Genomic DNA, 24,764 nt, shown 5'->3' on the forward strand with positions numbered 1-24,764 from the left:
CTTTTAAATGGATCATGCATACTAATTGTAATATTTTATTGAAATATAGATCTAAAATATTAAGATCTAGTGAGTATTACTTTTTTAGTTCATATATAGCTATAGTTACACGGCGATAATGCGTAGCAGAATAACGATTTTGTCATTCTAGTGTCTGCTGTTATCCCTTATCTAGGTGTGTAAAAGTGAAATCTAGTTTCGCTATATAACACAGTCTCATACAAGTAGCTTCTCGATTGAGAGTTGTCTTCTGCATTGAGCTCAACATTATTTACTACTTTTTCAGTAATAATTTCGGCAAACTCAGGAGAAAGTTCTTTTGCAGAAAATGCAGCATGTACATCATTTTTAACAAAGAAACACGTAGCAAGTGCAAATACTGCTGTTGGTACACAGCACCAAGGAGAAGCTATACTAAAAAAAGTTGTAGAAGCTACTAAAGTAAATATTGCTTGAAGCATAATATACTGTTTATCAATGCCAACATATTCAGCCATCAATTTTCTAATTTTGTTATTGCTGCCGTATGGCAAAAAAATATCTTAATAAAAGCTGTTACACTATTACTAGCAAGATATCAATCACGCTCTATTGGATCTATATTTTGATTTAAAATCGCCTATTTTCTTGCACCTTTTTGCCATTCATAGAATGTTAACTTTAAACCTCTTGGCTACAAATGCTCTACTTTCCCCTACATCCAATGCTTTTTTCCTTAAATCATAACTATATGCTGCTGGCATTCACATCTCCTCGCTACTTTACCTATTCCATCATGTTCCGACTATTAGGATTTGATTGGTTTCTTATTTCTCTAAAGTTTTAATGTATTCCGTTAAAACCCTGAATCCAATGTTAGAAACTGTATCTTTTGTTATAAAGGCTATTTCCCTCAATTTTTGATGTAAACTAGGTGGCAACCTTAACACTGACTGTGCTGGCTCTGATTTTCTAACAGTAGATAAGGCTTCCTCATAAACAGATTCAATTTCCCTAATTGCTTTTAAATCTAATGGTTTATATTCAACAATTGCCATACCTTCGCCAGAGGCGTCTTGAACTGCAGCTCGCCAACTTAAAAAACTATCGAACCTTGTTAAGTTGTCAAATTCACTTAAAAAATCATCACATTCTTCAATGTGTTTTTTAGCTGCACCTGGATTGGTGTGTACTCCATTAAATAGCACTCTTGCTTTAAAGGTTTTATTACAACTTTGAGTACCGTTAACTAAGTTGCTCAGAGTGTCAAACGTCCACATATCAATCCCAGATGGATTAATGGGAAATATAGCTAGATTAGCTAATGATAAGGCAGCCCTTAAAGTTTCATCTGCTCTTCTTGCGTCAACAATAATATCTTGATATTTGGACTGTAAAGCTTGTAGCTCATTTCTGATTACTACACCAATGTTAATTTGGCCTAACACCTTGTGAATACTGTTAATTTTCGGTAAACTTTTGTCCTTGTCTCGCAGGGATGCCCACAAGGTAGCTAGCATTAATGGGTCAAGATCATAGAGAAGGACATTTCTACCTTCCCTAGCACGCATCACCGCTATATTTGTGGCTATGGTCGTTTTACCAGTACCACCTTTTTGACCACCAACAACTATTATCATAACACACCTCGTAATATTTTAATTCACTTGGCGTCTACTAAAAAATCAATAAGGGCAGTTTACATAATCCCACTTCAATGTTCAAGAAAAAGTGCTCCGGTGCTCATTCTTTGTTTATAAATAATATTCTTGATTCAATCCTTTGCTTTCTTCTCAATATATCTACATATCAGGATAGAGAGCTCATATAATACCAACATTGGAATTGCAAGCCCTACTTGGCTTAGTACATCAGGTGGAGTTAAGATTGCAGCAATAATGAAAATTACCACTATCGCAATTCTCCGTTTATTTGACAAACTTTGTGCAGTGATTAGCCCTACTCTTACCATTAAGGTGAGTATAACTGGAATTTGAAATGCAGTGCCAAATGCAAACATAAATTGAAGAACAAGGTCTAAATATTCACTAACTGATGGCATAAACTCTATTGGTATACCGAAAGATTTACCGCTATGTTCAAAAGCAATAAAAAATTTCCAGGCTAAGGGAAATATGTAGTAGTAAACTATAGCGGCTCCCGTTACAAACAAAACCGGTGTTGCAATTAAGTATGGCAATAACACTGCCCTTTCTCTTTTATATAAGCCAGGTGCTAGAAATATGTAGAATTGCCATGCAAACACAGGAAAAGAAAACAACAGTGCACTCATTATTGCAACCCTGAGATATACAAAAAACGCTTCTGTTAAGTCTGTATAGATTAGAGAAAAATCATTGCTATCTTTTGTAACTTCTATTAAAGGTGCAAGTAAAAAGCGGTATATATTTTCTTTAAAGTAGTAACAAAACCCGAAGGTAACACAAAAAAATAGAAAGCAAAAAATAACCCTTTTTCTAAGTTCCGCAAAGTGCTCATAAAATGAAGCATATTTTTGTGAGTTTTCGTTCATACTTTACAATAACGCTATGTCTAACATTCTCAGTGAAAAAGCCCATTCATTATCGTACCACGCTGCAACTCTACAGATATCACCTGTGACATATGTACCAGCTAAATCCACAATTGCACTATAAGGGTTATGGACAAAGTCTATTGAAACTAAAGGCTCGTTACATACGGAAAGCACATGATTTGCTGAATTCTTAAATATTTCGTTTATTTCCTTAGTTGTTGCTCTCTTATCAGCTAAAAATTTAAAATCAACCATAGAAACGTTGCTAACCGGAACTCTAATAGCAGTACCATCTAGCTTACCCTTTAACTGAGGAATGACAGAACCAATTGTTTTTGCTGCTCCAGTTGTAGTTGGCACCATAGAAAGGCCACAAGCTCTTGCCCTACGTAAGTCTCTATGGTTGCCATCAAGAATATTTTGATCATTCGTATAGGCATGTATAGTGGTCATAAAACCGCTTTTTATGCCTAAATTGGAGTGTAAAACGTGTACAATCGGAGCCAGACAGTTTGTAGTACAAGAACCTGCTGAGATCACTTTATGCTCCTTTTTTAGCATATCGTTATTTACGCCGTAAACTACAGTTACATCAGCATCTGAAACTGGAGCAGAGACAATTACTCTCTCTGCATTATGCTTTGCTGCTTCCGCACGCTTGTTGAATGCACCAGTGCATTCAAGCACTACATCAACATTCCAAGGAATATTTTCAGGGCTACGTTCTCTATATAAAGAAAATTTCCTGCCATTTATAGATAGCCAATTTTCAGACTCGTTAAAATCAATATCGCCGTTAAATTTGCCATGAACAGAGTCATATTTAATCAAATGTGCATGCTGCTCAGCACTGAGCGACCCATTTACCGCCACAACTTCTATTTGCTCGCTATAGTTTTCTACTTCAAAAATAGCACGCAATACACTTCTGCCTATTCTACCAAGACCATTAATTCCTACACGAATTGTCATTTTTCCATCTTAAAAGTTTAATTATAGAGGATATTGCCTGATATTTCATTCTATTCTTTTGGTTGTTAATCCTAATGTTATAATATATTGATGCTTATCTTGACTAAAGAAACTGTATCACTTAATTAATAATATCTAAATTTTAACTTGAAGTAGGTTATGCATGGATTACCAATGACAAATTCAGATAATCAGTATCAGCAAAGAAAAATAGAAGCATTGCAAAAAGAAAATAAAGGACTGTCAGAAAAAGTGAAAACACTACAGAAAATGTCAGTGCTGCACAATGAAATGCTAGTAATGCTACAGTGGAAATCAATAACAGAGAAACTGCGCACAGAAATATTAAAAAAACTGCTAGAAACACCTCAAGAAGCAGCAGCATTTCAATTAGAAGAAAAAGATGAAGATCAGCAAGTAATAGAAGACATACTGGATATGCAAGAAGAATTTGAATCTTTACAAAATTTGGAAAGTACTACTATTGAACAAACAAATATTCAAGGACAGAGCATATAGCTCTTTCCTACTCTTCAGAGTTAGCTAAATAGCTGACTCTGAAAAGTAGATAACATTCTTTTACCTTTTTTATTTAGTAAATTCCTTAATATTTCTAATTATAAAGAACCCGTCAGTTATTTTTGTATTTTACGGCTAAGGATATTACTCTTTGGTATCTTATACTTTAATATCTTAATAATTAACTTGATTAAGTAACTATAGTACCATATTATTTAACTCAATATTAATGATAATTATTATGGATTTAAAAAACTTACAACAAGAGTTGCTTGGAATAATTTTTCTCATACTTGCACCAATTAATGCAGAAGAAGAAAAAGATATGAAAGAGCGAGCATTAAAGATTATCGATGAATTAAAAGATCATATTAATGATGATATAGAAATGAGTGACCTGAGAATGACAATTTTAGACTACATTATCCTTTGTGATAGTCAAGATAACGTAAGGTTAAATAACAGATCATTGTTAGACTTAGAAGATGCCGTCAAAAGTATTGGAGGGAAAACTTCACAAGAGTTAGGGCGAGTAAATCAGATTCCACAGCAACCAAATAGTATTGGGTTAGCGTTAGCAGAAGCTACAATACAATATGAGGCGCATGTGAGAGAAATGGAAGAGAGAAATCTAAGGATTATCACCTCAATTGGAGTATTAGGTATAACCATACGCGTCAAGTTAAGGAAATAAAGGTATGAAAGAGATAGAATAATAAGGTATAAGTTCTCCCAGATATACTTTTAGTGAGAGAACCAATGAATAAAATAACTTGCTTATCAAAAAAGCTCAAAGAATTTTTTAATGAAAAAGCAGAGAAAATCTCAATTACAACAAGGTTTATAAAAAGAAAGAGAAAGCTAAAAGGTTCATCATTCGTAAAAGCCATGGTCTTGGGTAATATAGGAGTTGATAATTGTAGCGTAGAAACAATGTGTCAATTACTAAACGAGGACTCGATAGATATAACAAAACAAGGTTTGGATTTTAGATTTACTGAAGAAGCAGTGGAATTTATGAAAAGGATGTATAATGAATCTGTGATTCTCTTTAAAAATATCTTGCAAGTTGATTGCAAAATCTTACAGCAATTTAATAGTGTTAAATTATTGGACAGTAGCTATATTACTCTACCTAACAGTATGGAAGAGATGTATAAAGGTTATGGTACTAGCTACAGTGGCTATGAAAGCAATACTAAGTCTGGAATAAAGTTACAATTAGTTTTCGACTACATGAATCAGATAATAGACCAACTTAATTTAACGGAGGGGGTAAGATCAGACCAGGGATATAGGAAACATTTAAGTAATATATTAAGCAATGATTTGCTAATATCTGATCTCGGTTATTTTGTGCCAAGTTCTTTTAAACAAATCAATGAAATAGGAGCTTATTTCATAAGTCGTTATAAATCTGATACCAACATATATGATGTAGAAACAAATCAAAAAATGGAGTTATTAGAATGTTTAGAGGATAAGTTATTTTTAGAAAACGAGGTATTGTTAGGAAAAGAAGCAAAAATTAGAGTAAGAATTATATGTCAGAAACTAACTGAAGAACAGTCTATGGCCAGAAGAAGGAAAGCTAATAGATTAGCAAGATCGCAGGGATATACATCCTCTAAAAGAAATCAAAAATTGTTGAACTGGTCAATATTTATAACTAATGTTCCAGAAAATAAAATTAGTGCTGAGCAAGTATTAACGATTTACAGAGTAAGGTGGCAAATTGAGTTATTATTTAAATTGTATAAAAGCTATATCAGGCTTGATAAGCTAAAAGGAAAGCCATGCAGAGTATTATGTGAACTATATGCTAAATTGTGCGCAATTCTTATATTTCACGGCATAGTTGGTTGCACAGAAGTGAAAAAGAATACAGAACTTAGCTTAACAAAGGCATTTATTGAGCTAAAAAGGCGGGTTAGAGAGTTATTTTTAGTATTAACCAAAATTAATAGTTTAAAAGCATTTCTTAAAAAACTCACTATAACTTGGTCGCTATTTTCATTAAAAGACAAACGTAGAAGGGCTAGAGTATCCACTTTAACCTCTCTAAATTTGCTCACAATCTCTTAACTTGACGCGTATGGTTCATTAACACGGTGAGCGATATCAGTAAGTGACATAATAGCCTCCTTTAAAAATAAAATTAGAATAGTATTGTAATTTGAAGGTAATCTTTAATCTCAGTACCTTTTTGTTATCATGTAAACTGCATTCAGAAAAAAGACCGGTGAATGGCAGCTTATTATAACTCAAACGCTTGTTTACAATATGGATCCCAGTGCTGGGATGGCGCCCTCATGGTAAACAACGTTCATACAACTGTATACGTATAATGCTCGCGCCTGCCATTCACTGGTCTTTTTTCTGGATTTTAGCATTGGCTTCATGGTAGATACAAATGAACGTAAGCTACTTGGTAGTGAGAAAAAAATAATAATGATTACTTGTTGAAGTAAAAAAAGGTAGTGTAGTATTACACCACGGTAAATATTATACTTAATTGTTAGCACTATACAGCATCCATTTTTTTGTGTTAAGCATTTTTTTTCGCTGCGTATCTGTTCAGAAGAATGTGCAAATAAAGTACGTAGCTGTACAAATTTGCTAAAACAATAAATGGTATCCTTTAATTATCCTCTTTTTATCATTTCAGTCACAGCTGTACGAACATTGTGGCAATTTGCATAGTAAACAGCGTCAAGCACTGCCTTTGTGTTCGGGCAAAATTAGTTTAACATACTGTTTTCGAAACAAGTAGCTTTGCGTGTCTATGATGTCATCCCAGTGCTTGACACTGGGATCTAGTTTTTGGACATTGTTTTTGACATATGTCCTTAAGGACTATTGTTTACTGCATAATTTGCAAATACTTTTTATATCTGGATCCCAGTGTCAAGCACTGGGATGACACCCATTTAGTTATCTTTTCTCGTCTACCTTGTTTTGCCACCCTGCTGAACGGATACATACCGTTTGTTGCTTTTACCCTATGCTACCTTATCTGCCCTGCTTCAATCAGTAAGGGATTTCAATATTAACTCTGCACTACTTGCGGGATTGTCACTTTTTGTAATGGGTCTGCCAATTACGATATAATCAGCTCCTGAATTTATTGCTTCTTTTGGTGTTGCTGTCCTTTTTTGATCATTATGAGTTGAATTCATACGGATTCCTGGAGTAATAATTTTACAGTCTTTACCACATTCTTGGCGCACTTCTTGAGCTTCTAGTGCAGAGCAAACTACTCCATGTAGTCCAATCTTTTTTGCAAGCTTTGCCAGCAAAATTACCTGTGATTTTGCTTCCCTTGCTACTCCGAGTTCACTCAGATCTTCATTGATCATGCTGGTTAGTACTGTTACTCCAATTAGCTTTATTTTCTTTCCTTGCACTACACTTAGTGCTTCTTTAAGCATTTTTGTTCCACCACTGATATGCAATGTTAGCATTTCAACATCTAGAATCTTGATTGCTTCAATCGTTCTAGCGACAGTGTTTGGAATATCATGCAATTTCAGATCTAAAAAAATTGGTATATTGCATTTTGCAACTTCTCTCACTCCAGAAGGGCCATGTGCAGCAAAAAATTCCAACCCAAGCTTGACCATGCCAACCTTATCACGCAGACCATTAGCTAAAGATATAGCTTTATTCAAATCTTGTGTATCTAGTGCGCATATTATTGGGTTCATTATCTTGTATAATTTTTTTTATAATAAGAGTAATTGTTGCATTTTACAATCCATATTTAGGGGTTGGTCCACTTGCAATGCTTTGTACAGACACTGAACACGATAATCTGGTCGGAGTGGGTGAACGACTGGCATATCCAAGATCTTCCTGTAAAAAATCAGACGTTTCCTCCGATGTTTTGGAACCTTTAATTGGCTTGAATTGCACAAGCTGCCCTAATATAAATTTTATTTTCTGAGTCTCCCCTAATATTATTTTTTTGCTATAATCTTTAATTGTTTCATTTTCTCTTATCGATTCTTCTATCTTATCTATCACATATTGAAGTTGTTTTATTTGACTGTCTCGCTCTAAAAGTGAATTTCTTAAATTTTTCACTTCGTTATTACAATCTTGTCTTATTCTGTCTAACTCAAAAGATTGATTTTTAATTAAACCGTCTGCTTTATCTAGCTCTTCAAATTTCCTTTTTAACTCTTGAGATAAGTTTTTATTTTTCTGATCAATTTCTTTAAATTTACATTGTAATTCATCTAATTTCACACAAAGTTCTTCTTTTCTTTTATGTAATTCTTCTTTTTTCATATATAGTATATGTTTCTCTTTACGTAATTTGTCTATTTCCTTAGATAACTCCTCTTTTTCTTTAGATAATTTCTCTACTTCCTTATATAATTCTTCATATTTATCATTGTCTATTTTTCTTTTCAATTCGATTATAAGTTTTTTCCTCTCAGTTAGATTAGCTTCTTTTTCCTGTAACTGTTTACACAAATATGAGATTTTATGGAGTAGTTCTTTTTCTTGTGCAGCAAGCTCATCTTTCTCCTTCGTTACTTTTTCTAATTCGTCTGTTATTCCAATTATATGGATCATTTTTGCTTCTAATTTCTCCTCCAAAGATTTTTTTTCTTTAAGAAAAGATTTCCTCTCAGCTTCTATTTTTTGACCAAATTTTCTTTCTTCCTCGTATAAATTGTGCTTTTCTTGAGTCAACTCACGCTCTTTGTGAGCAAATTTCTTCTCCACTTTACTAGTGTCAATAATTATTTTATACAAAATCATAAAAGCCAAAACAGATAATACAGCTAAAGCGAGAATTAAAGAACTAGGTACATTAATAAGCGCTAAAGATGTAAGTAACGTGAGAGTAGTCAGAGAACTAGCTATAAAATAAAATGTATTATATTTATTAAGTAAATTGCTCATCACCCATATACAAAACTTCAGCAGTCTTGTATATATTGATTAAAATTGTCTTACCTGTAGAGGAGAACACTTATCACAATTGTACCAGTGATAAGCTTTAGTTGATATTCTAACTAAACTCAAAATGCAAGGTGGCATCAGACGGGAGTAGAACATCTACTAGAATATCCAAAATCTTCTGAATATGAAGCTTCATCCAGCTCTTTATTTGGTAGTGCTGATAAATCTCCATTACTTATATCTGAAGGAACAAGGCTATCATTAGTTTGTACAGATATTTCTTCAATTACTCCTTTTATTTCTTGATCACTGACTCCAACATTCTTGATTAATTCCTCCAATCTATTCAAAATCTCTAATACAGTTTCCTGCGATATAATCACTTTATCTCCTTCTCTTACATTCTCTTTGAACAAATATATCATGTTTTTTGCCAAATCTTGTGCTAAGCTCACACGATTCTGATGAACTAATGAAGATTGATCATTCAAATCTGAAATTTCTTCTTTTATAGAATGCTTCTCAAATAGTAACTCTTTGTACTTTTCATGTTGAATTTGACTTTCTTCCTCCAGATTGATGCTATAATTTTCCAACTCTTCACTGTTTTTTCTTTCTTTATTAAGAATTTTTTCTAACTCTTTAATCCTACTGAAATATTTAGTTTCTTTCTCTTCCGATTGCTTACTTAGTTCTTCTAAATCTACAGTTAGTTTAATCACTTCTTGAGTTTTTTCATTTAACTTTTCTTGTAATCGTCTTTTTTCTTCTTCTAAATCCGATGATTTAAGTATTAAATCATAAGTTTCAGAACTTTCTTTTTGCAACTGTGCTTCTAACTCTGCTATTTTTTTCTCTTTCTTTTCTAAACATGTCATCAATTCTGTTACTTTTTTAGATTCTAATTCATGTGATTGACTTTCTAATCTCTGGATTTCACTATATTTATCACCTAAATCTTTTTTAGTATCATTCAATTCTTGTTCTAACCTTTTATTTTCATTTATTGATTCATCCAGTTTAAGATCTGATCGCCCTATTTGATTAACTAGTTTTTGTATTTTGACAACTAGAATTTTAGCATATTCTTCCAAGCCTTGCTTTTCTTGCACTAATTCAGCTTTTTCTTTACTTAACTTTTGTATCTCTTTTTGCGCTTTCCTTAACTTCTCCTCTAACTTTTCCTTCTCTACTTTTCTCCTTTCAAATTCACTCTCTACCGAATCACTTAGCTGCTTGAGTTTTTGTGTTACTTCAGCCAAAACTTCATCTTTTTCCCTTACCTTTCCATTTAATTCCTCCACCTCTCTCATTTTTTGCTGTAATTGTTCTAATATAGTTTGATTATTTCCAGTTAATCTTGTATTTTCTTTTTCCAATTTATTAATTCTTTCGTTTAAGCTGTCATCTACAACTTGTGCAATTTTGTCTTGCATTTTAGTACTGCCTATTTGAGCTTCTTTGCTGCCACGCTCAATTTCTTGAGTTGTTTGAATGTTAATATTTCTATTACTATTTTCTATCACAATCTCAGATGATTTATGATTGCCTTTCTCCTTATTTCTAAATTTTATTTGATACAAGAATAAGTTACCTATTTTTACATCTTTATTTGCTTTCAATTGATCATCAGTAACACGATTACGCTCGATAAGTTCTATACAATTAGCATCAATATTAATTATAATAGTGCACTTTTTTCCGTCCTCATCACACCAATTCAGAGTCATTTCGTATGCACCATCAGTTACAACATAGTGCCTTATTCCTTCTTCAGAAACAAAACCGTGCATTCCATTTTTTCCATTGCTATGCAGAGTTGAAAACCCTGAAATTCCATTATCTTGGCACAAATTACTATTCAAAAACTCACTGACTTTGAATTTGTTTTTATTAGCTCCCAATTTAACTTCCGCACAACTACCATATATTGACACTGTTTCAACGCCCATACGCGTCAAGTTAAGAGATTGTGAGCAAATTTAGAGAGGTTAAAGTGGATACTCTAGTCCTTCTACGTTTGTCTTTTAATGAAAATAGCGACCAAGTTATAGTGAGTTTTTTAAGAAATGCTTTTAAACTATTAATTTTGGTTAATACTAAAAATAACTCTCTAACCCGCCTTTTTAGCTCAATAAATGCCTTTGTTAAGCTAAGTTCTGTATTCTTTTTCACTTCTGTGCAACCAACTATGCCGTGAAATATAAGAATTGCGCACAATTTAGCATATAGTTCACATAATACTCTGCATGGCTTTCCTTTTAGCTTATCAAGCCTGATATGGCTTTTATACAATTTAAATAATAACTCAATTTGCCACCTTACTCTGTAAATCGTTAATACTTGCTCAGCACTAATTTTATTTTCTGGAACATTAGTTATAAATATTGACCAGTTCAACAATTTTTGATTTCTTTTAGAGGATGTATATCCCTGCGATCTTGCTAATCTATTAGCTTTCCTTCTTCTGGCCATAGACTGTTCTTCAGTTAGTTTCTGACATATAATTCTTACTCTAATTTTTGCTTCTTTTCCTAACAATACCTCGTTTTCTAAAAATAACTTATCCTCTAAACATTCTAATAACTCCATTTTTTGATTTGTTTCTACATCATATATGTTGGTATCAGATTTATAACGACTTATGAAATAAGCTCCTATTTCATTGATTTGTTTAAAAGAACTTGGCACAAAATAACCGAGATCAGATATTAGCAAATCATTGCTTAATATATTACTTAAATGTTTCCTATATCCCTGGTCTGATCTTACCCCCTCCGTTAAATTAAGTTGGTCTATTATCTGATTCATGTAGTCGAAAACTAATTGTAACTTTATTCCAGACTTAGTATTGCTTTCATAGCCACTGTAGCTAGTACCATAACCTTTATACATCTCTTCCATACTGTTAGGTAGAGTAATATAGCTACTGTCCAATAATTTAACACTATTAAATTGCTGTAAGATTTTGCAATCAACTTGCAAGATATTTTTAAAGAGAATCACAGATTCATTATACATCCTTTTCATAAATTCCACTGCTTCTTCAGTAAATCTAAAATCCAAACCTTGTTTTGTTATATCTATCGAGTCCTCGTTTAGTAATTGACACATTGTTTCTACGCTACAATTATCAACTCCTATATTACCCAAGACCATGGCTTTTACGAATGATGAACCTTTTAGCTTTCTCTTTCTTTTTATAAACCTTGTTGTAATTGAGATTTTCTCTGCTTTTTCATTAAAAAATTCTTTGAGCTTTTTTGATAAGCAAGTTATTTTATTCATTGGTTCTCTCACTAAAAGTATATCTGGGAGAACTTATACCTTATTATTCTATCTCTTTCATACCTTTATTTCCTTAACTTGACGCGTATGCTTTTTTGAACATTCCCATTTGCAGAGCAGAGTATTACAGTATAGTGTGAGTTCCTTTATTATGTAGAGTAGCTTGCGTTTCTTGGAGATTGGAGACTACTATCATCTTTGCAGGCTCTTTCCAAAGATCGACTTTTGTCTCATCAGATTGACCGATCTTTTCAGAATGAATTAATGCTCTAGATCTATTGAAAGAACCTAGGTTTATAGCTTCATTTACTGACAACCCTCCTAGCAAGCAATTCTTGCCTATTTTTTCGTTATAGTTTTCTATTTTATCCAGCAGATCTTTATCATTCACCTCTACTGTTATCAAATTTTCATTTTCCTTATCAGGATATAATCTCACTTCTAACTCCCCAAAACTAGTATCGAAAGTCAGTACTATATCACTACCATCTGCAAGGTCTGTATAATTTCTTATTCCTCCTTGAGTAATAATTTCTACCTCACTTTCACCAATCTTTATTATATTTCTCCCACACCCTACTTCCTGAGTGAATCCTAAATCTCTTTCTCCATCTGTAATCTTCGCAACATCTATCGTGCTATCCTCTGAATATTCTAAATAAAAAGATGAGTTATCCATTTTTGCATTTTTTATCCTACCATTGGTTGCACTTTTAGCAATTTCCATAAATTTTGTAGTACGATTGATATAATCTTCATAGGCTTTTACTATATTGGTTTTGTGGCCTTCAAATTCCCATTCCAGAGTATCAAATAAATCCTCAGCATCTACGCTATATAACATTGCTCCTCTTGATAACAATTTACATACTATTTCACTAGCAATCTCAAAGTTACTGTCTAATTCGCCAATTTTGTTCACTACAAGATCCATAAAATTATATATTTCTTCTCCAAATTCATCATAAAATGACCTGGGAAAATTAAATCTTACTCCAGACTGTATAGCTTGATCTACAATTTCTGATAGTTGGTACATATTTTGAACTTTAGATGCTTTTTTAAATAATTCATCCAGCTCCATATTTTGATTTAATATTAAATTATACTACAGTAACGATAAAAGAATAGCAACGGTTGAGAAGAATGATAATGGAAAAAGAAATTACCGCTTTGCAAAAGATGCAACATGCGATATGAAAATTAGGTGGAGTGCAGAAGATGAGAAAGGTAATTCTGTTAACTGCTTTATTAGTTTAAATGTAAATCCTAGTGAAATTGAGATTGGTCAGGCAACTATTAATGGTAAAGATGTTGAACTAGACGAAATTTTGAAATTAGCTGAGCAAAGCGAAGATGTGCTTATAGAAGGTAAAGCTTTACATGAATTTTTAGAAGGATATCTGGAGCAAGATGTACAATCACAGGAAGAGATAATAAAGAGATGTGATGAAACTCCTGGAACTAAACTTGATAATCTGGAGATAGGGCAGTTCTCTTTCTCTCCTTTATCTGAAGAGGAGATAGAGGAAGAAGAGAGAAGAGAATATAAAAATTCACGGGCTACATCAGGAAGGTGCTAGACTAATTAGACATTAAACCTAAAGTGCATTATATCGCCATCTTGCACGATATAATCTCTGCCTTCGAAGCGAATTTTCCCTGCATCTTTGCAAGCTAATTCGCTTCCATATTTTATATAGTCTTCAAAGCTTATGGTTTCTGCTTTTATAAAGCCCTTTTCAAAATCAGTGTGAATTACACCTGCTGCTTTGTCAGCTGTTGATCCTATCTTTATTGGCCATGCACGTGCTTCTTTGGGGCCCACAGTAAAAAAAGTTATCATACTTAGCACTTCATACATAATACGTGCTACTCCATCAAGTCCTGATTCTTGTAAGCCAAATTCTGATAAAAAATTCTGTTTTTCCGCTTCACTATCAAGATTTGCAATATCTGCTTCAAGTTTCGCTGAAATACAATAAAATTTGCTTTTATTTTCTTCCGCCATTTTTTCTACCCTTTTAGATAGTTCATTACCAGTTATGATATTCGTATCTTCAATATTGCATACATACATAACAGGCTTTGTTGTTAGCAATTGAAGCAACTTCATCTCATCTTCATCGATATTCTCCAAGCTTCTTGCCGGTTTACCTAATTTTAAAGTAGCTAATACCTCTTGCATTAATTCAAGTTGTCTCTTTAGCTCTTTATCACCTTGCTTTGCTTTCTTTTCCAATTGAGGAAGCCTTTTTTCTATGCTATCAATATCAGCTAGAATTAACTCCATTTCCACTATTTCAGCATCTGATATTGGATCTATTTTACTGTTTACATGGCTGATATCGTCATCCGTAAAGCACCTGAGCAGATGAACAATGGCATCAACTTCTCTGATATGACTCAAAAATTTATTTCCTAGTCCTTCACCCTTGCTCGCACCCTTAACCAAGCCGGCAATATCGACAACTTCCAGTTGATTGTAGATTATTTTCCCTGAGTGAGCAATCGCGGCAATTTGTTTCAAACGCTGATCTCGTATTGGCACTTTGCCAACATTTGGCTCGATTGTACAGAAAGGATAGTTTGCAGCTTCGGCTGCACTTGACTCTGTAAGTGCATTAAATAAGGTTGATTTTCCTATATTGGGCAGTCCAACTATGCCACAGTTAAAGCTCATATTTGTTATTTAAAGCAATAATTATTGCATAATTTAAAAATTTCTGCTATACTTAATTAGTTACAATTTTGTTGGTATATAACTTAAATTAAAGTAAAAACTATGACTACAGCTAAGAAACGGAAACTACCAAGTGACTTTCATGATGTTGAGGTTGGAATAGAAAGGCCCAGGATATTAGGGCAAATGAATGTACCTAGGAAACGGAAATCATCAAGTGGTCTTCACGGTGTTGAAAGTCCGAAAAGGTTCAAGAGCTTTGGGCAAGAAATAACTCCTTTAAATAGTAATTCTTACCCTAACGATTTCTATGAAGGTAAACTTAGTGATGTTGTAGGGCAGTCCGTTAGTGATGTGGAACAAAAACTTTCTAGCAGTCAAGTAGCTAAGTATGATACTGCAGGAGATGGCAATTGCTTTTTCCATGCCGTGTTTGGTGAAAATAGTTCTAATGTATACAAAACTGACAAAGCTCAAGCAATGCGTAAAGAGTGGCGCGAATTTTTAAATCAGTTTAAATCATTGAATGATCCGAAAATGCCAAATGCTCTTAAGCAACACTTGAGAACATTCTTTGTAGATCTATTGAGTAACACTGGGGAAGTGCTTAATGTACCAAAAGAGATAAAAGAGCTCATTGAGGAAATAAATAAAAAAGTTGACGATATAATAAATGAAAGTGTTGAAAGAACGAAAGCTTTAAAAAATAACATTATAGAAAAGTTTTCTGAAGATGAAAAATTTTGTAATGAAATATATGAAGTAATAAAGCAAGCTACCAATGCATATAATGAGCGTAATGTGCAGCAAAGAGATTTACTTAGTATTGAAGATTTACTAAAGAAAGAAAATGAGAAAACATTGTATAATAGGGTAGAGGAAGAGCTTGAGTCTTGTGCATATAGACTTGACACCACGCTTACTAAAGAAAAATATAAAGAGGAATATATAATTAATAACGACAGAATATTAGATTCAGTTATTGGTCAAAAAGACTTCTATCAGACTTATCTCAAAGCAATACAAAAACAAGGGTATTTTGTTTTTCACGGTGAAATCCCTATTTTAGCTTCTTTATCTAATACTGAAATCGAAGCATATTTTGAGGGTCAGGAAGGTATGACAATATATAAACCAGAACCAAACATGATAAATCCTGAGTATGTAAGGAAAGATGAATTATGGGGCAATAAGAAGAAGGAAGTAATATACCTGGGTGGAAACCATTACTCTAGAGCTAGGGTTATAACTAAGGAAATTCAAGAGCAAGAAGACTTTCAATTAGCAAAAGAACTTCAATTAGATGAAATTTTGGAGTATTGTAACCTTTCAAAGGATATCTCTGAGAGAGCAGAGGTTGAGAAGAGGTTTGATGAGTTCTTGGCAAAAAATGCTGATGGAAAAATTGGTGATGTTATAGGGCAGTGCATTAATGATGTACAGCAACGTATAAAATGCCTTGAGGAGCCAGTCTTATCAACCATACGCGTCAAGTTAAGGAAATAAAGGTATGAAAGAGATAGAATAATAAGGTATAAGTTCTCCCAGATATACTTTTAGTGAGAGAACCAATGAATAAAATAACTTGCTTATCAAAAAAGCTCAAAGAATTTTTTAATGAAAAAGCAGAGAAAATCTCAATTACAACAAGGTTTATAAAAAGAAAGAGAAAGCTAAAAGGTTCATCATTCGTAAAAGCCATGGTCTTGGGTAATATAGGAGTTGATAATTGTAGCGTAGAAACAATGTGTCAATTACTAAACGAGGACTCGATAGATATAACAAAACAAGGTTTGGATTTTAGATTTACTGAAGAAGCAGTGGAATTTATGAAAAGGATGTATAATGAATCTGTGATTCTCTTTAAAAATATCTTGCAAGTTGATTGCAAAATCTTACAGCAATTTAATAGTGTTAAATTATTGGACAGTAGCTATATTACTCTACCTAACAGTATGGAAGAGATGTATAAAGGTTATGGTACTAGCTACAGTGGCTATGAAAGCAATACTAAGTCTGGAATAAAGTTACAATTAGTTTTCGACTACATGAATCAGATAATAGACCAACTTAATTTAACGGAGGGGGTAAGATCAGACCAGGGATATAGGAAACATTTAAGTAATATATTAAGCAATGATTTGCTAATATCTGATCTCGGTTATTTTGTGCCAAGTTCTTTTAAACAAATCAATGAAATAGGAGCTTATTTCATAAGTCGTTATAAATCTGATACCAACATATATGATGTAGAAACAAATCAAAAAATGGAGTTATTAGAATGTTTAGAGGATAAGTTATTTTTAGAAAACGAGGTATTGTTAGGAAAAGAAGCAAAAATTAGAGTAAGAATTATATGTCAGAAACTAACTGAAGAACAGTCTATGGCCAGAAGAAGGAAAGCTAATAGATTAGCAAGATCGCAGGGATATACATCCTCTAAAAGAAATCAAAAATTGTTGAACTGGTCAATATTTATAACTAATGTTCCAGAAAATAAAATTAGTGCTGAGCAAGTATTAACGATTTACAGAGTAAGGTGGCAAATTGAGTTATTATTTAAATTGTATAAAAGCCATATCAGGCTTGATAAGCTAAAAGGAAAGCCATGCAGAGTATTATGTGAACTATATGCTAAATTGTGCGCAATTCTTATATTTCACGGCATAGTTGGTTGCACAGAAGTGAAAAAGAATACAGAACTTAGCTTAACAAAGGCATTTATTGAGCTAAAAAGGCGGGTTAGAGAGTTATTTTTAGTATTAACCAAAATTAATAGTTTAAAAGCATTTCTTAAAAAACTCACTATAACTTGGTCGCTATTTTCATTAAAAGACAAACGTAGAAGGGCTAGAGTATCCACTTTAACCTCTCTAAATTTGCTCACAATCTCTTAACTTGACGCGTATGATTAGGTATAACAGCCTTAGGAGTTAATCTTGGAAAATCAAAAGTGAGTGAAATTATTGGTACAACACTTGGAGGACTATTATCCATTCCAATAATGGTCATATTACCAGTATCAATAGCAGTAGCGTTAAAAAACAGGAATTCAGGGCTTAGAGAAGTAGTACAATATTCTCTTGATGCAACAAGTAAACCGTCAAGGATTCGGTTAGTAGCAGCCTTAGGAGCAGGCGCGATAATGTTAACTAACAATATAACTAGCAGCAGCACTGAAACAAATATGGAATTATTAGGCCCTGGTTTTATAGCTGCAATTGGAGCTGGAATTGGTGCTACATTGTCAACGGCTTTAGCGAGAAGGATGTTTGCTCCTATCTCTACAAATTTGGAAAATGCTACCACTGAACAACAAAATATTCAAGGACAGAGCATATAAACTTGTAATAGTTTTAAACTATTACATATAACTTTCTCTACTTCCTTCTTTATCGTTACCCCGGGTGTTGTAAAACTGGGGTAACACCTTCCGCTACGCAAATCACCTACAAAACACAATCTTTTTATTCCCCTAAACAATTAGTTGTGAATTTAAGCAATCATATTAATATAGTAAATATTTACTTAATATACTAGTATTTACCTTGACTAAACAATTATAGTGCTGTATGATTTGTACTTAAGCTTTAATAGTGAGGTGTTGATGGACGCACAAGAATTAGAAAACTTACAGAAAAGTTCATCAACAAAATCCCAAGATGCTGGGGAGAAAACATCAGAAGAGTTGGAAAGAAATTTAAACCCGAGTGAAGCCAATAATGATATATTCTAAAATCTATCAAGAATACGAGGGAGAAACATGGACAGAGTCATTAATGAATGGTTTTATAGCCGCTGTTTCTTTGGGATTTGGCTTCCTTCTAGGAAAAATAATTACTCCTACAAACGAAGCTGTTTCTACAAATCTAGAAAACGCTGCTGTTGAACAACCCAATGTGCAACAAACCCTACCCTTATGTATATAAAATGACAAATTTTATAACTAAAAAAGTACTTCCCCATTTTCAAAGCACTGCATACAATAGAATTATATTGTAGTGCCTTATACTCATCCTGAGATATAGGAAAACAATCTATACAACATTTTAAGCTGGCTCAGAGCGCTGGCAAACCCAATACCATAATTTACAAGGAGGACTTATGAATAAGAAATTTCTCTATTCACCATTGTCAATAAAAAGCATAGAAGAAAACGGAGTATTTTCTGGCTATGCGAGCGTTTTTAATATAGTTGATAAGCAAAATGATCTGATATTACCAGGAGCATTGAAGAACAACTTAAATAAAAGTCAGATAAAACTTCTTTGGCAGCACAACCCAAGTGAGCCTATAGGTAATATTACAGATATTTGCGAAAATGATATTGGCCTATATATAACTGCACATTTGCTTTTTGGTATTCAAAAAGCAGAGGAAGCATATTTAATGCTAAAAACTGGAACTATTAACGGGCTTTCGATTGGCTATATACCAATAGAGTATGATGTTGATCATGAAAGCGGAGCTCGAATGTTAAAACAAGTGGAGCTATGGGAAGTTAGTTTAGTCACTTTTCCTGCAAATTTGTCAGCTCAGGTAATCAATGTGAAGAATCATTACAATGAACAAGAAATGTTAGCAAGAGCAATAGAAAAAGCAAATTCTGTGCTTACGCACATGTGTATTTCTACTTAAAATCTATAAAAATTTTCATACAATTTAACATTTATATTATTATTTATTTAATAATTATATTAATATATATAACTTCAATACTTTGAAAATTAGGTAATTTTATGCTGAATGCTAACAATAAGGTTAATTACGAACCTAGTATTAAACAAAAGGAAAAAAAATACAGCTTATCCACTGTGCTTGCTTGGCTATATCTAAAAACAATTGGACGAATGTTGCCAGAAAAGTGGAATCAATGGGCAAAGAGTATCCTACATTACAATATTGCAGATAATGTGGTTCAGACTGATGATCTTTTAAATTCTAACAGAGAAAAGGAATTGAAGGATGAAAATGAGAGATTAAAAGAAAAGTTGAAAGAAGGTAGTAAGAAGGAGGAAAATCAGTCAAATTTAAATCAGGAATTAACTAAAAAAGAGAAAGAAATTACTAAACTTAAAGAACAAGTAAAATCATTAGGAGAGGAAAAAGAAATATTTGCTAAATTTTTTGCAGCACAAGCACAGCAGATTGAAGACTTAGAATTAGAAAATGAAGAGTTAAAGTCTAAACTTGCAGGACTTAAAAAGAACTATAGTGAATTGGTAGAAATTGCACAAAAAAGAGGAGAAGAATTTTTAGCACAGTTCAAGGAAACATACGCGTCAAGTTAAGAGATTGTGAGCAAATTTAGAGAGGTTAAAGTGGATACTCTAGCCCTTCTACGTTTGTCTTTTAATGAAAATAGCGACCAAGTTATAGTGAGTTTTTTAAGAAATGCTTTTAAACTATTAATTTTGGTTAATACTAAAAATAACTCTCTAACCCGCCTTTTTAGCTCAATAAATGCCTTTGTTAAGCTAAGTTCTGTATTCTTTTTCACTTCTGTGCAACCAACTATGCCGTGAAATATAAGAATTGCGCACAATTTAGCATATAGTTCACATAATACTCTGCATGGCTTTCCTTTTAGCTTATCAAGCCTGATATAGCTTTTATACAATTTAAATAATAACTCAATTTGCCACCTTACTCTGTAAATCGTTAATACTTGCTCAGCACTAATTTTATTTTCTGGAACATTAGTTATAAATATTGACCAGTTCAACAATTTTTGATTTCTTTTAGAGGATGTATATCCCTGCGATCTTGCTAATCTATTAGCTTTCCTTCTTCTGGCCATAGACTGTTCTTCAGTTAGTTTCTGACATATAATTCTTACTCTAATTTTTGCTTCTTTTCCTAACAATACCTCGTTTTCTAAAAATAACTTATCCTCTAAACATTCTAATAACTCCATTTTTTGATTTGTTTCTACATCATATATGTTGGTATCAGATTTATAACGACTTATGAAATAAGCTCCTATTTCATTGATTTGTTTAAAAGAACTTGGCACAAAATAACCGAGATCAGATATTAGCAAATCATTGCTTAATATATTACTTAAATGTTTCCTATATCCCTGGTCTGATCTTACCCCCTCCGTTAAATTAAGTTGGTCTATTATCTGATTCATGTAGTCGAAAACTAATTGTAACTTTATTCCAGACTTAGTATTGCTTTCATAGCCACTGTAGCTAGTACCATAACCTTTATACATCTCTTCCATACTGTTAGGTAGAGTAATATAGCTACTGTCCAATAATTTAACACTATTAAATTGCTGTAAGATTTTGCAATCAACTTGCAAGATATTTTTAAAGAGAATCACAGATTCATTATACATCCTTTTCATAAATTCCACTGCTTCTTCAGTAAATCTAAAATCCAAACCTTGTTTTGTTATATCTATCGAGTCCTCGTTTAGTAATTGACACATTGTTTCTACGCTACAATTATCAACTCCTATATTACCCAAGACCATGGCTTTTACGAATGATGAACCTTTTAGCTTTCTCTTTCTTTTTATAAACCTTGTTGTAATTGAGATTTTCTCTGCTTTTTCATTAAAAAATTCTTTGAGCTTTTTTGATAAGCAAGTTATTTTATTCATTGGTTCTCTCACTAAAAGTATATCTGGGAGAACTTATACCTTATTATTCTATCTCTTTCATACCTTTATTTCCTTAACTTGACGCGTATGGTTCAAGGAAAAGTCTGAGGAGATATTACATTTGAATAAAGAATTAATTAACCTCAGCACAAAATTTGCGAATGAAAAAGAAAGGCTTTTATTAGACGTAGAAGAAAAAGACTCAAAAATTAATAACTTAATGCAGTTAAATGAAATATTAGATCAATCTAAGAAAGCAATGGAGATTGAAAAGAACGAACAACAGCAAACTATATTTACAAAAGACCAAAAAATAAAAGAACAAGAGGATTTAATAAAGTCATTTCATGAAAATAAAGATATAAATAAAACTGTGAGGAAAGAGAATGAAAACCTACGAGTGCAAAAAACAGAACTTGAGAATGAAGTTAGTAAGTTAAAAAACGAATCTGATACTCAAATAAAGCAATTAGAAAATCAACTTAAGCAACAACAAGCAGAATTAAAACAAGCTGAGGAAAAAAATGCTGAATTTAGAAAAAAATTGGAAAGTACTCAGCAACAATTAGAGCAAGAAAAGACTAATCTAAATACCATTGAAAAAAAGAAACAAGATTTAGAAAGTGAAATTAATGAATTGAAAGAACAAGCTAGGGGAAAAGATGCTGAAGTAGAGAATCTTAAACAACAATTAGAGAAAGAAAAGACTAATCTAAATACCATTGAAAAAGAGAAAAAAGAATTAGAAAGTGAAATTAACGAATTGAAAGAAAAAGTACAGAAATTAAAAGAAAGTAACGTTGAAATAAAGAAACAAAAGGCAGATTTGGAGGGAAAATTAAAATCTTCACAAGGGGAAAATAAAAAGCTACAAAAACAAGTTGAACATCCAAGTGCAAAAAAACAGAAAATATTACAACATTTTCTACTAGAAATAATAAAGAAATACCTAATCAAAGTTTGACATCAAAAGATAAACAAACTGAAGTTTCAAGACCTGAAAGTGGACAACAAAAGTTAAAAAATGAGCAAAAAGATGCTGGTAAAAAGTCAGAAGGTATGAATAAAAAAACTAAAGCACAAGTAAAAACTAAAGAGTTAGATGCAATTAGTATAGTATCTACTGCAAAATCAACCACTTCAAAATTTTTGAAGCATTCCAAGAATCTTTTTGTGAATAAGAATAAGAGTCTCAAAGATTTTTTATCTGATCAAAATGCAAAGTTGAAAGAAGGTTTTCCTGAACTTGAAGGAAAACACTTTTGCCATAAAGTGCTTGAGGAAACTATAAAATCTCTATCACATCAAAATGGTTATAAATTTAAAAGTGATCAGTTACTTGAGTTGTTGGAAAGTAATTTGACAAGATCCGCAAGGGATATCATAGAAGCTGAAGTTAAAGGAGTTGTCAAAAAATATTGTAATATTGGAAATATAGATAAGGAGTTACGTGATGGTGTGTTAAAAGACAAGCTGTTACTTTCTATTAAAAAATGCATGAAAAATTTAAGTTGGGATGAGGAAGCTGCTAATGCAATTACAGATTCTGTCTTGAACAACTTTCATAGCAAAGATAATAGCAATCTCCAAGAAATTGTTTCGGAGGAGTTAATAAAAGGTAGAATGAAATGTTTTTCAGATAAGATTCAAGAATTACAACTAGCATCAAGTATAAGAGATAAATTTTTATCCCCAGATCAGGGAATGTGTAATCAGACTCAAGGAGGAGTAAACGAGTATCAATTAACAGAAAAAGCTAAAAAAGAATACAAATTAACACCTAATTCTTCCATGAGTCACACTAATAGCACTCCGGTAAGTGTGAAGCAAGAAGCAACGTCTAGATAAAACTTTTAGCATAAAGTATCAGCTCCTCCTTTGTTAAAGTGTAGGAGCTGTCTTCCCAATGTTGTCGTAGCAATTCCAAGTTTCTACCTAAATTTTTTCCTGGTTGATGACCTATAATTATTAAATCATTCCCAGATAAAGGAAATTTTGGAATGTTAAACATCTTAGCAAATGAAATATACTCATCAACATTTATTCCAGACTCAATACCACAAATCTTCATTAAGTCACAATATAATTCCTTACCAAATAAAGATATGTATTTCTTTTGCTCTTTTTCTGAAAGCTCTGTTTTGATATTGTTTGATAATAAAAATAATATTTTTTTCTTTTGCTTATTTGAAAGACGTAAAAACTTGCTCACTTCTTCCCCAAGACTAACTCTATCTTCAGCAGTCCTAATAAGCAACGCTAATTTTGTTAGTGCATCGATTGTGGGATCTAGGAAAGGCGTATGGACATACGCTGAGGATTTTGTCAGAGGTTTAGTGTTGATAAGAAGTGGTGAAGATAAAATTTCACATTTTACTTCTTTTGGAATGATTTTTTGTAAAACATCAGATTTTTGCATGCTCTTAAATGTCGGAGCAGGATTATCACATTCCAGCAATTTAAATATTTCTTCTCTTATTCTCTCTCCAGAGAGGTTTTGAATCATGTGCGAATGCTTTTTGCACACATCCAATATTTCATCACTTAAATCTCCTATGCATATTTTAGCGTGAAAACGAAACGCTCTTAAAATACGTAGATAGTCTTCCTTAATCCTATCTTCAGCGTTACCTATAAAGTTTAACTTTCGTGCTTTTAAGTCCTGAATGCCACCAAAGTAGTCGTATATATGGCCATGCTTGTCTGCATAAAGAGCATTAAACGTAAAGTCGCGCCTTGAAGCATCAGCTTGCCAATCATTAGTAAACTCTACCTTCGCATGTCTACCGTCACACTTTACATCATGCCTTAGCGTTGTAATCTCAAAGGACCTCTTGTGTAAAATTGCAGTGATAGTTCCATGTTTCAGGCCAGTTGGAATACTCTTTATATTGCAAAGCTTGAGCGCTTTAATTGTTTGATTAGGCAGAAGATTAGTAGCAAGATCAATATCGTGAATTTCACGCTGCAAAATTGAATCTCTAACACACCCACCAACAAGCCTTGCCTCACCACCAAATTTCTCTATTGCCTCAATAATTACACTAGTTTCGTGATCAATTTGCATTTAGGTTACACATACTGAAAATCATGTTACAAAAAATGCGAAACTTTTGCAAAAAGCCTCATATAAAAATATATAGGCAGGAGAGTGGTAAAATAAGAGGGTAAAGTGATAGAGTAAATAGTAAGTCTACAACAAATCCAGTGCCTAGAAACTTATAAGTATAAAAGTAATGTTAAAATACAATGTTTTC

General features: G+C 32.7%; 25 protein-coding genes and 1 pseudogene. 13 read left to right on the forward strand and 13 right to left on the reverse strand.

Annotated elements, in window-relative coordinates; all coding sequences use genetic code 11:
• Positions 1–167: 167 nt before the first annotated feature.
• The 5 genes and pseudogenes from M1L26_RS02650 to gap all read right to left on the reverse strand — a co-directional run bounded on the left by M1L26_RS02650 (position 168) and on the right by gap (position 3,487).
• Positions 168–533, reverse strand: coding sequence for a hypothetical protein (locus M1L26_RS02650; RefSeq protein ID WP_246433208.1), 366 nt, complete (start codon positions 531–533; stop codon positions 168–170).
• 57 nt (positions 534–590) lie between these two features.
• Positions 591–743, reverse strand: a pseudogene (locus M1L26_RS06455) (IS630-like element ISWpi11 family transposase); the annotation flags it as partial.
• Between the two features lie 63 nt (positions 744–806).
• Positions 807–1,619, reverse strand: a complete 813-nt coding sequence (locus tag M1L26_RS02660) for a nucleotide-binding protein (protein ID WP_250120371.1) — start codon at positions 1,617–1,619, stop codon at positions 807–809.
• Positions 1,620–1,753: 134 nt separating this feature from the next.
• On the reverse strand, positions 1,754–2,512 hold the full coding sequence (gene tatC / locus M1L26_RS02665; RefSeq protein WP_250120372.1) for a twin-arginine translocase subunit TatC: 759 nt from the start codon (positions 2,510–2,512) through the stop codon (positions 1,754–1,756).
• 3 nt (positions 2,513–2,515) lie between these two features.
• Complete coding sequence (gap, locus tag M1L26_RS02670; RefSeq protein WP_211908049.1) at positions 2,516–3,487, reverse strand: type I glyceraldehyde-3-phosphate dehydrogenase; 972 nt, start codon at positions 3,485–3,487, stop codon at positions 2,516–2,518.
• 159 nt (positions 3,488–3,646) lie between these two features.
• Here gap and M1L26_RS02675 point away from each other — a divergent pair, with 159 nt between their 5' ends.
• The 3 genes from M1L26_RS02675 (at position 3,647) to M1L26_RS02685 (ending at position 6,091) form a co-directional block, all read left to right on the forward strand.
• Positions 3,647–4,006, forward strand: coding sequence for a hypothetical protein (locus M1L26_RS02675; RefSeq protein ID WP_211908048.1), 360 nt, complete (start codon positions 3,647–3,649; stop codon positions 4,004–4,006).
• 241 nt (positions 4,007–4,247) lie between these two features.
• Positions 4,248–4,700 carry a hypothetical protein gene (locus M1L26_RS02680; protein ID WP_250120373.1) on the forward strand — a complete coding sequence of 151 codons (453 nt, stop codon included), beginning with the start codon at positions 4,248–4,250 and terminating at the stop codon, positions 4,698–4,700.
• 65 nt (positions 4,701–4,765) lie between these two features.
• Positions 4,766–6,091, forward strand: coding sequence for an IS4 family transposase (locus M1L26_RS02685; protein ID WP_250120086.1), 1,326 nt, complete (start codon positions 4,766–4,768; stop codon positions 6,089–6,091).
• Positions 6,092–7,032: 941 nt separating this feature from the next.
• Here the strand turns inward: M1L26_RS02685 and pyrF are convergent.
• From pyrF to M1L26_RS02710, 5 genes are all read right to left on the reverse strand, one after another.
• On the reverse strand, positions 7,033–7,713 hold the full coding sequence (pyrF, locus tag M1L26_RS02690; protein WP_211908203.1) for an orotidine-5'-phosphate decarboxylase: 681 nt from the start codon (positions 7,711–7,713) through the stop codon (positions 7,033–7,035).
• 43 nt (positions 7,714–7,756) lie between these two features.
• Positions 7,757–8,923: a hypothetical protein gene (locus M1L26_RS02695; RefSeq protein ID WP_211908204.1), complete on the reverse strand. Its 1,167-nt coding sequence runs from the start codon at positions 8,921–8,923 to the stop codon at positions 7,757–7,759.
• 137 nt (positions 8,924–9,060) lie between these two features.
• Complete coding sequence (locus tag M1L26_RS02700; protein WP_250120374.1) at positions 9,061–10,875, reverse strand: coiled-coil domain-containing protein; 1,815 nt, start codon at positions 10,873–10,875, stop codon at positions 9,061–9,063.
• Between the two features lie 10 nt (positions 10,876–10,885).
• Positions 10,886–12,211, reverse strand: a complete 1,326-nt coding sequence (locus tag M1L26_RS02705) for an IS4 family transposase (RefSeq protein ID WP_250120059.1) — start codon at positions 12,209–12,211, stop codon at positions 10,886–10,888.
• A gap of 124 nt (positions 12,212–12,335) precedes the next feature.
• Positions 12,336–13,295 carry a hypothetical protein gene (locus M1L26_RS02710; RefSeq protein ID WP_250120375.1) on the reverse strand — a complete coding sequence of 320 codons (960 nt, stop codon included), beginning with the start codon at positions 13,293–13,295 and terminating at the stop codon, positions 12,336–12,338.
• 112 nt (positions 13,296–13,407) lie between these two features.
• On the opposite strand from M1L26_RS02710, the gene M1L26_RS02715 reads away from it, so the two are divergent.
• Positions 13,408–13,794, forward strand: a complete 387-nt coding sequence (locus M1L26_RS02715) for a hypothetical protein (protein WP_250120376.1) — start codon at positions 13,408–13,410, stop codon at positions 13,792–13,794.
• A gap of 5 nt (positions 13,795–13,799) precedes the next feature.
• On the opposite strand, the gene ychF is transcribed toward M1L26_RS02715, so the two are convergent.
• Entirely contained in the window at positions 13,800–14,894 is a 1,095-nt protein-coding gene (ychF, locus tag M1L26_RS02720; RefSeq protein ID WP_250120377.1) for a redox-regulated ATPase YchF, read from the reverse strand.
• Positions 14,895–14,996: 102 nt separating this feature from the next.
• Between ychF and M1L26_RS02725 the strand changes: the two genes are divergently transcribed.
• The 7 genes from M1L26_RS02725 to M1L26_RS02750 all read left to right on the forward strand — a co-directional run bounded on the left by M1L26_RS02725 (position 14,997) and on the right by M1L26_RS02750 (position 20,185).
• Positions 14,997–16,400 (forward strand): hypothetical protein, encoded by a 1,404-nt coding sequence (locus M1L26_RS02725; RefSeq protein ID WP_250120378.1) that lies wholly within the window; start codon positions 14,997–14,999, stop codon positions 16,398–16,400.
• A gap of 65 nt (positions 16,401–16,465) precedes the next feature.
• A complete protein-coding gene (locus M1L26_RS02730; RefSeq protein WP_250119932.1) occupies positions 16,466–17,791 on the forward strand; it encodes an IS4 family transposase in 1,326 nt (441 codons plus the stop codon).
• 56 nt (positions 17,792–17,847) lie between these two features.
• The gene (locus M1L26_RS02735; protein WP_250120379.1) at positions 17,848–18,237 is read left to right on the forward strand and encodes a hypothetical protein; all 390 of its coding nucleotides are present in this window, start codon (positions 17,848–17,850) and stop codon (positions 18,235–18,237) included.
• A 264-nt stretch (positions 18,238–18,501) separates the two neighbouring features.
• Positions 18,502–18,630: a hypothetical protein gene (locus M1L26_RS06425; RefSeq protein WP_256438227.1), complete on the forward strand. Its 129-nt coding sequence runs from the start codon at positions 18,502–18,504 to the stop codon at positions 18,628–18,630.
• Positions 18,617–18,823 (forward strand): hypothetical protein, encoded by a 207-nt coding sequence (locus M1L26_RS02740; protein WP_211908044.1) that lies wholly within the window; start codon positions 18,617–18,619, stop codon positions 18,821–18,823. The genes M1L26_RS06425 and M1L26_RS02740 overlap by 14 nt, the downstream gene beginning before the upstream one ends.
• A gap of 175 nt (positions 18,824–18,998) precedes the next feature.
• The gene (locus tag M1L26_RS02745) at positions 18,999–19,532 is read left to right on the forward strand and encodes an HK97 family phage prohead protease (RefSeq protein WP_250120380.1); all 534 of its coding nucleotides are present in this window, start codon (positions 18,999–19,001) and stop codon (positions 19,530–19,532) included.
• Between the two features lie 101 nt (positions 19,533–19,633).
• Positions 19,634–20,185, forward strand: coding sequence for a hypothetical protein (locus M1L26_RS02750; RefSeq protein WP_250120381.1), 552 nt, complete (start codon positions 19,634–19,636; stop codon positions 20,183–20,185).
• On the opposite strand, the gene M1L26_RS02755 is transcribed toward M1L26_RS02750, so the two are convergent.
• Complete coding sequence (locus tag M1L26_RS02755) at positions 20,182–21,507, reverse strand: IS4 family transposase (protein WP_250120086.1); 1,326 nt, start codon at positions 21,505–21,507, stop codon at positions 20,182–20,184. The genes M1L26_RS02750 and M1L26_RS02755 overlap by 4 nt on opposite strands.
• A gap of 121 nt (positions 21,508–21,628) precedes the next feature.
• Here M1L26_RS02755 and M1L26_RS02760 point away from each other — a divergent pair, with 121 nt between their 5' ends.
• A complete protein-coding gene (locus tag M1L26_RS02760; protein WP_250120382.1) occupies positions 21,629–22,471 on the forward strand; it encodes a coiled-coil domain-containing protein in 843 nt (280 codons plus the stop codon).
• The gene (locus M1L26_RS02765) at positions 22,468–23,355 is read left to right on the forward strand and encodes a hypothetical protein (RefSeq protein ID WP_246433164.1); all 888 of its coding nucleotides are present in this window, start codon (positions 22,468–22,470) and stop codon (positions 23,353–23,355) included. The genes M1L26_RS02760 and M1L26_RS02765 overlap by 4 nt, the downstream gene beginning before the upstream one ends.
• On the opposite strand, the gene M1L26_RS02770 is transcribed toward M1L26_RS02765, so the two are convergent.
• Positions 23,348–24,574 carry a CCA tRNA nucleotidyltransferase gene (locus tag M1L26_RS02770; RefSeq protein ID WP_250120383.1) on the reverse strand — a complete coding sequence of 409 codons (1,227 nt, stop codon included), beginning with the start codon at positions 24,572–24,574 and terminating at the stop codon, positions 23,348–23,350. The two genes, M1L26_RS02765 and M1L26_RS02770, sit on opposite strands and share 8 nt — an antisense overlap.
• Between the last annotated feature and the right edge of the window lie 190 nt (positions 24,575–24,764).

Origin of the sequence: Wolbachia endosymbiont of Ostrinia scapulalis, assembly GCF_023559145.1 — a bacterium.
GTDB lineage: Bacteria > Pseudomonadota > Alphaproteobacteria > Rickettsiales > Anaplasmataceae > Wolbachia.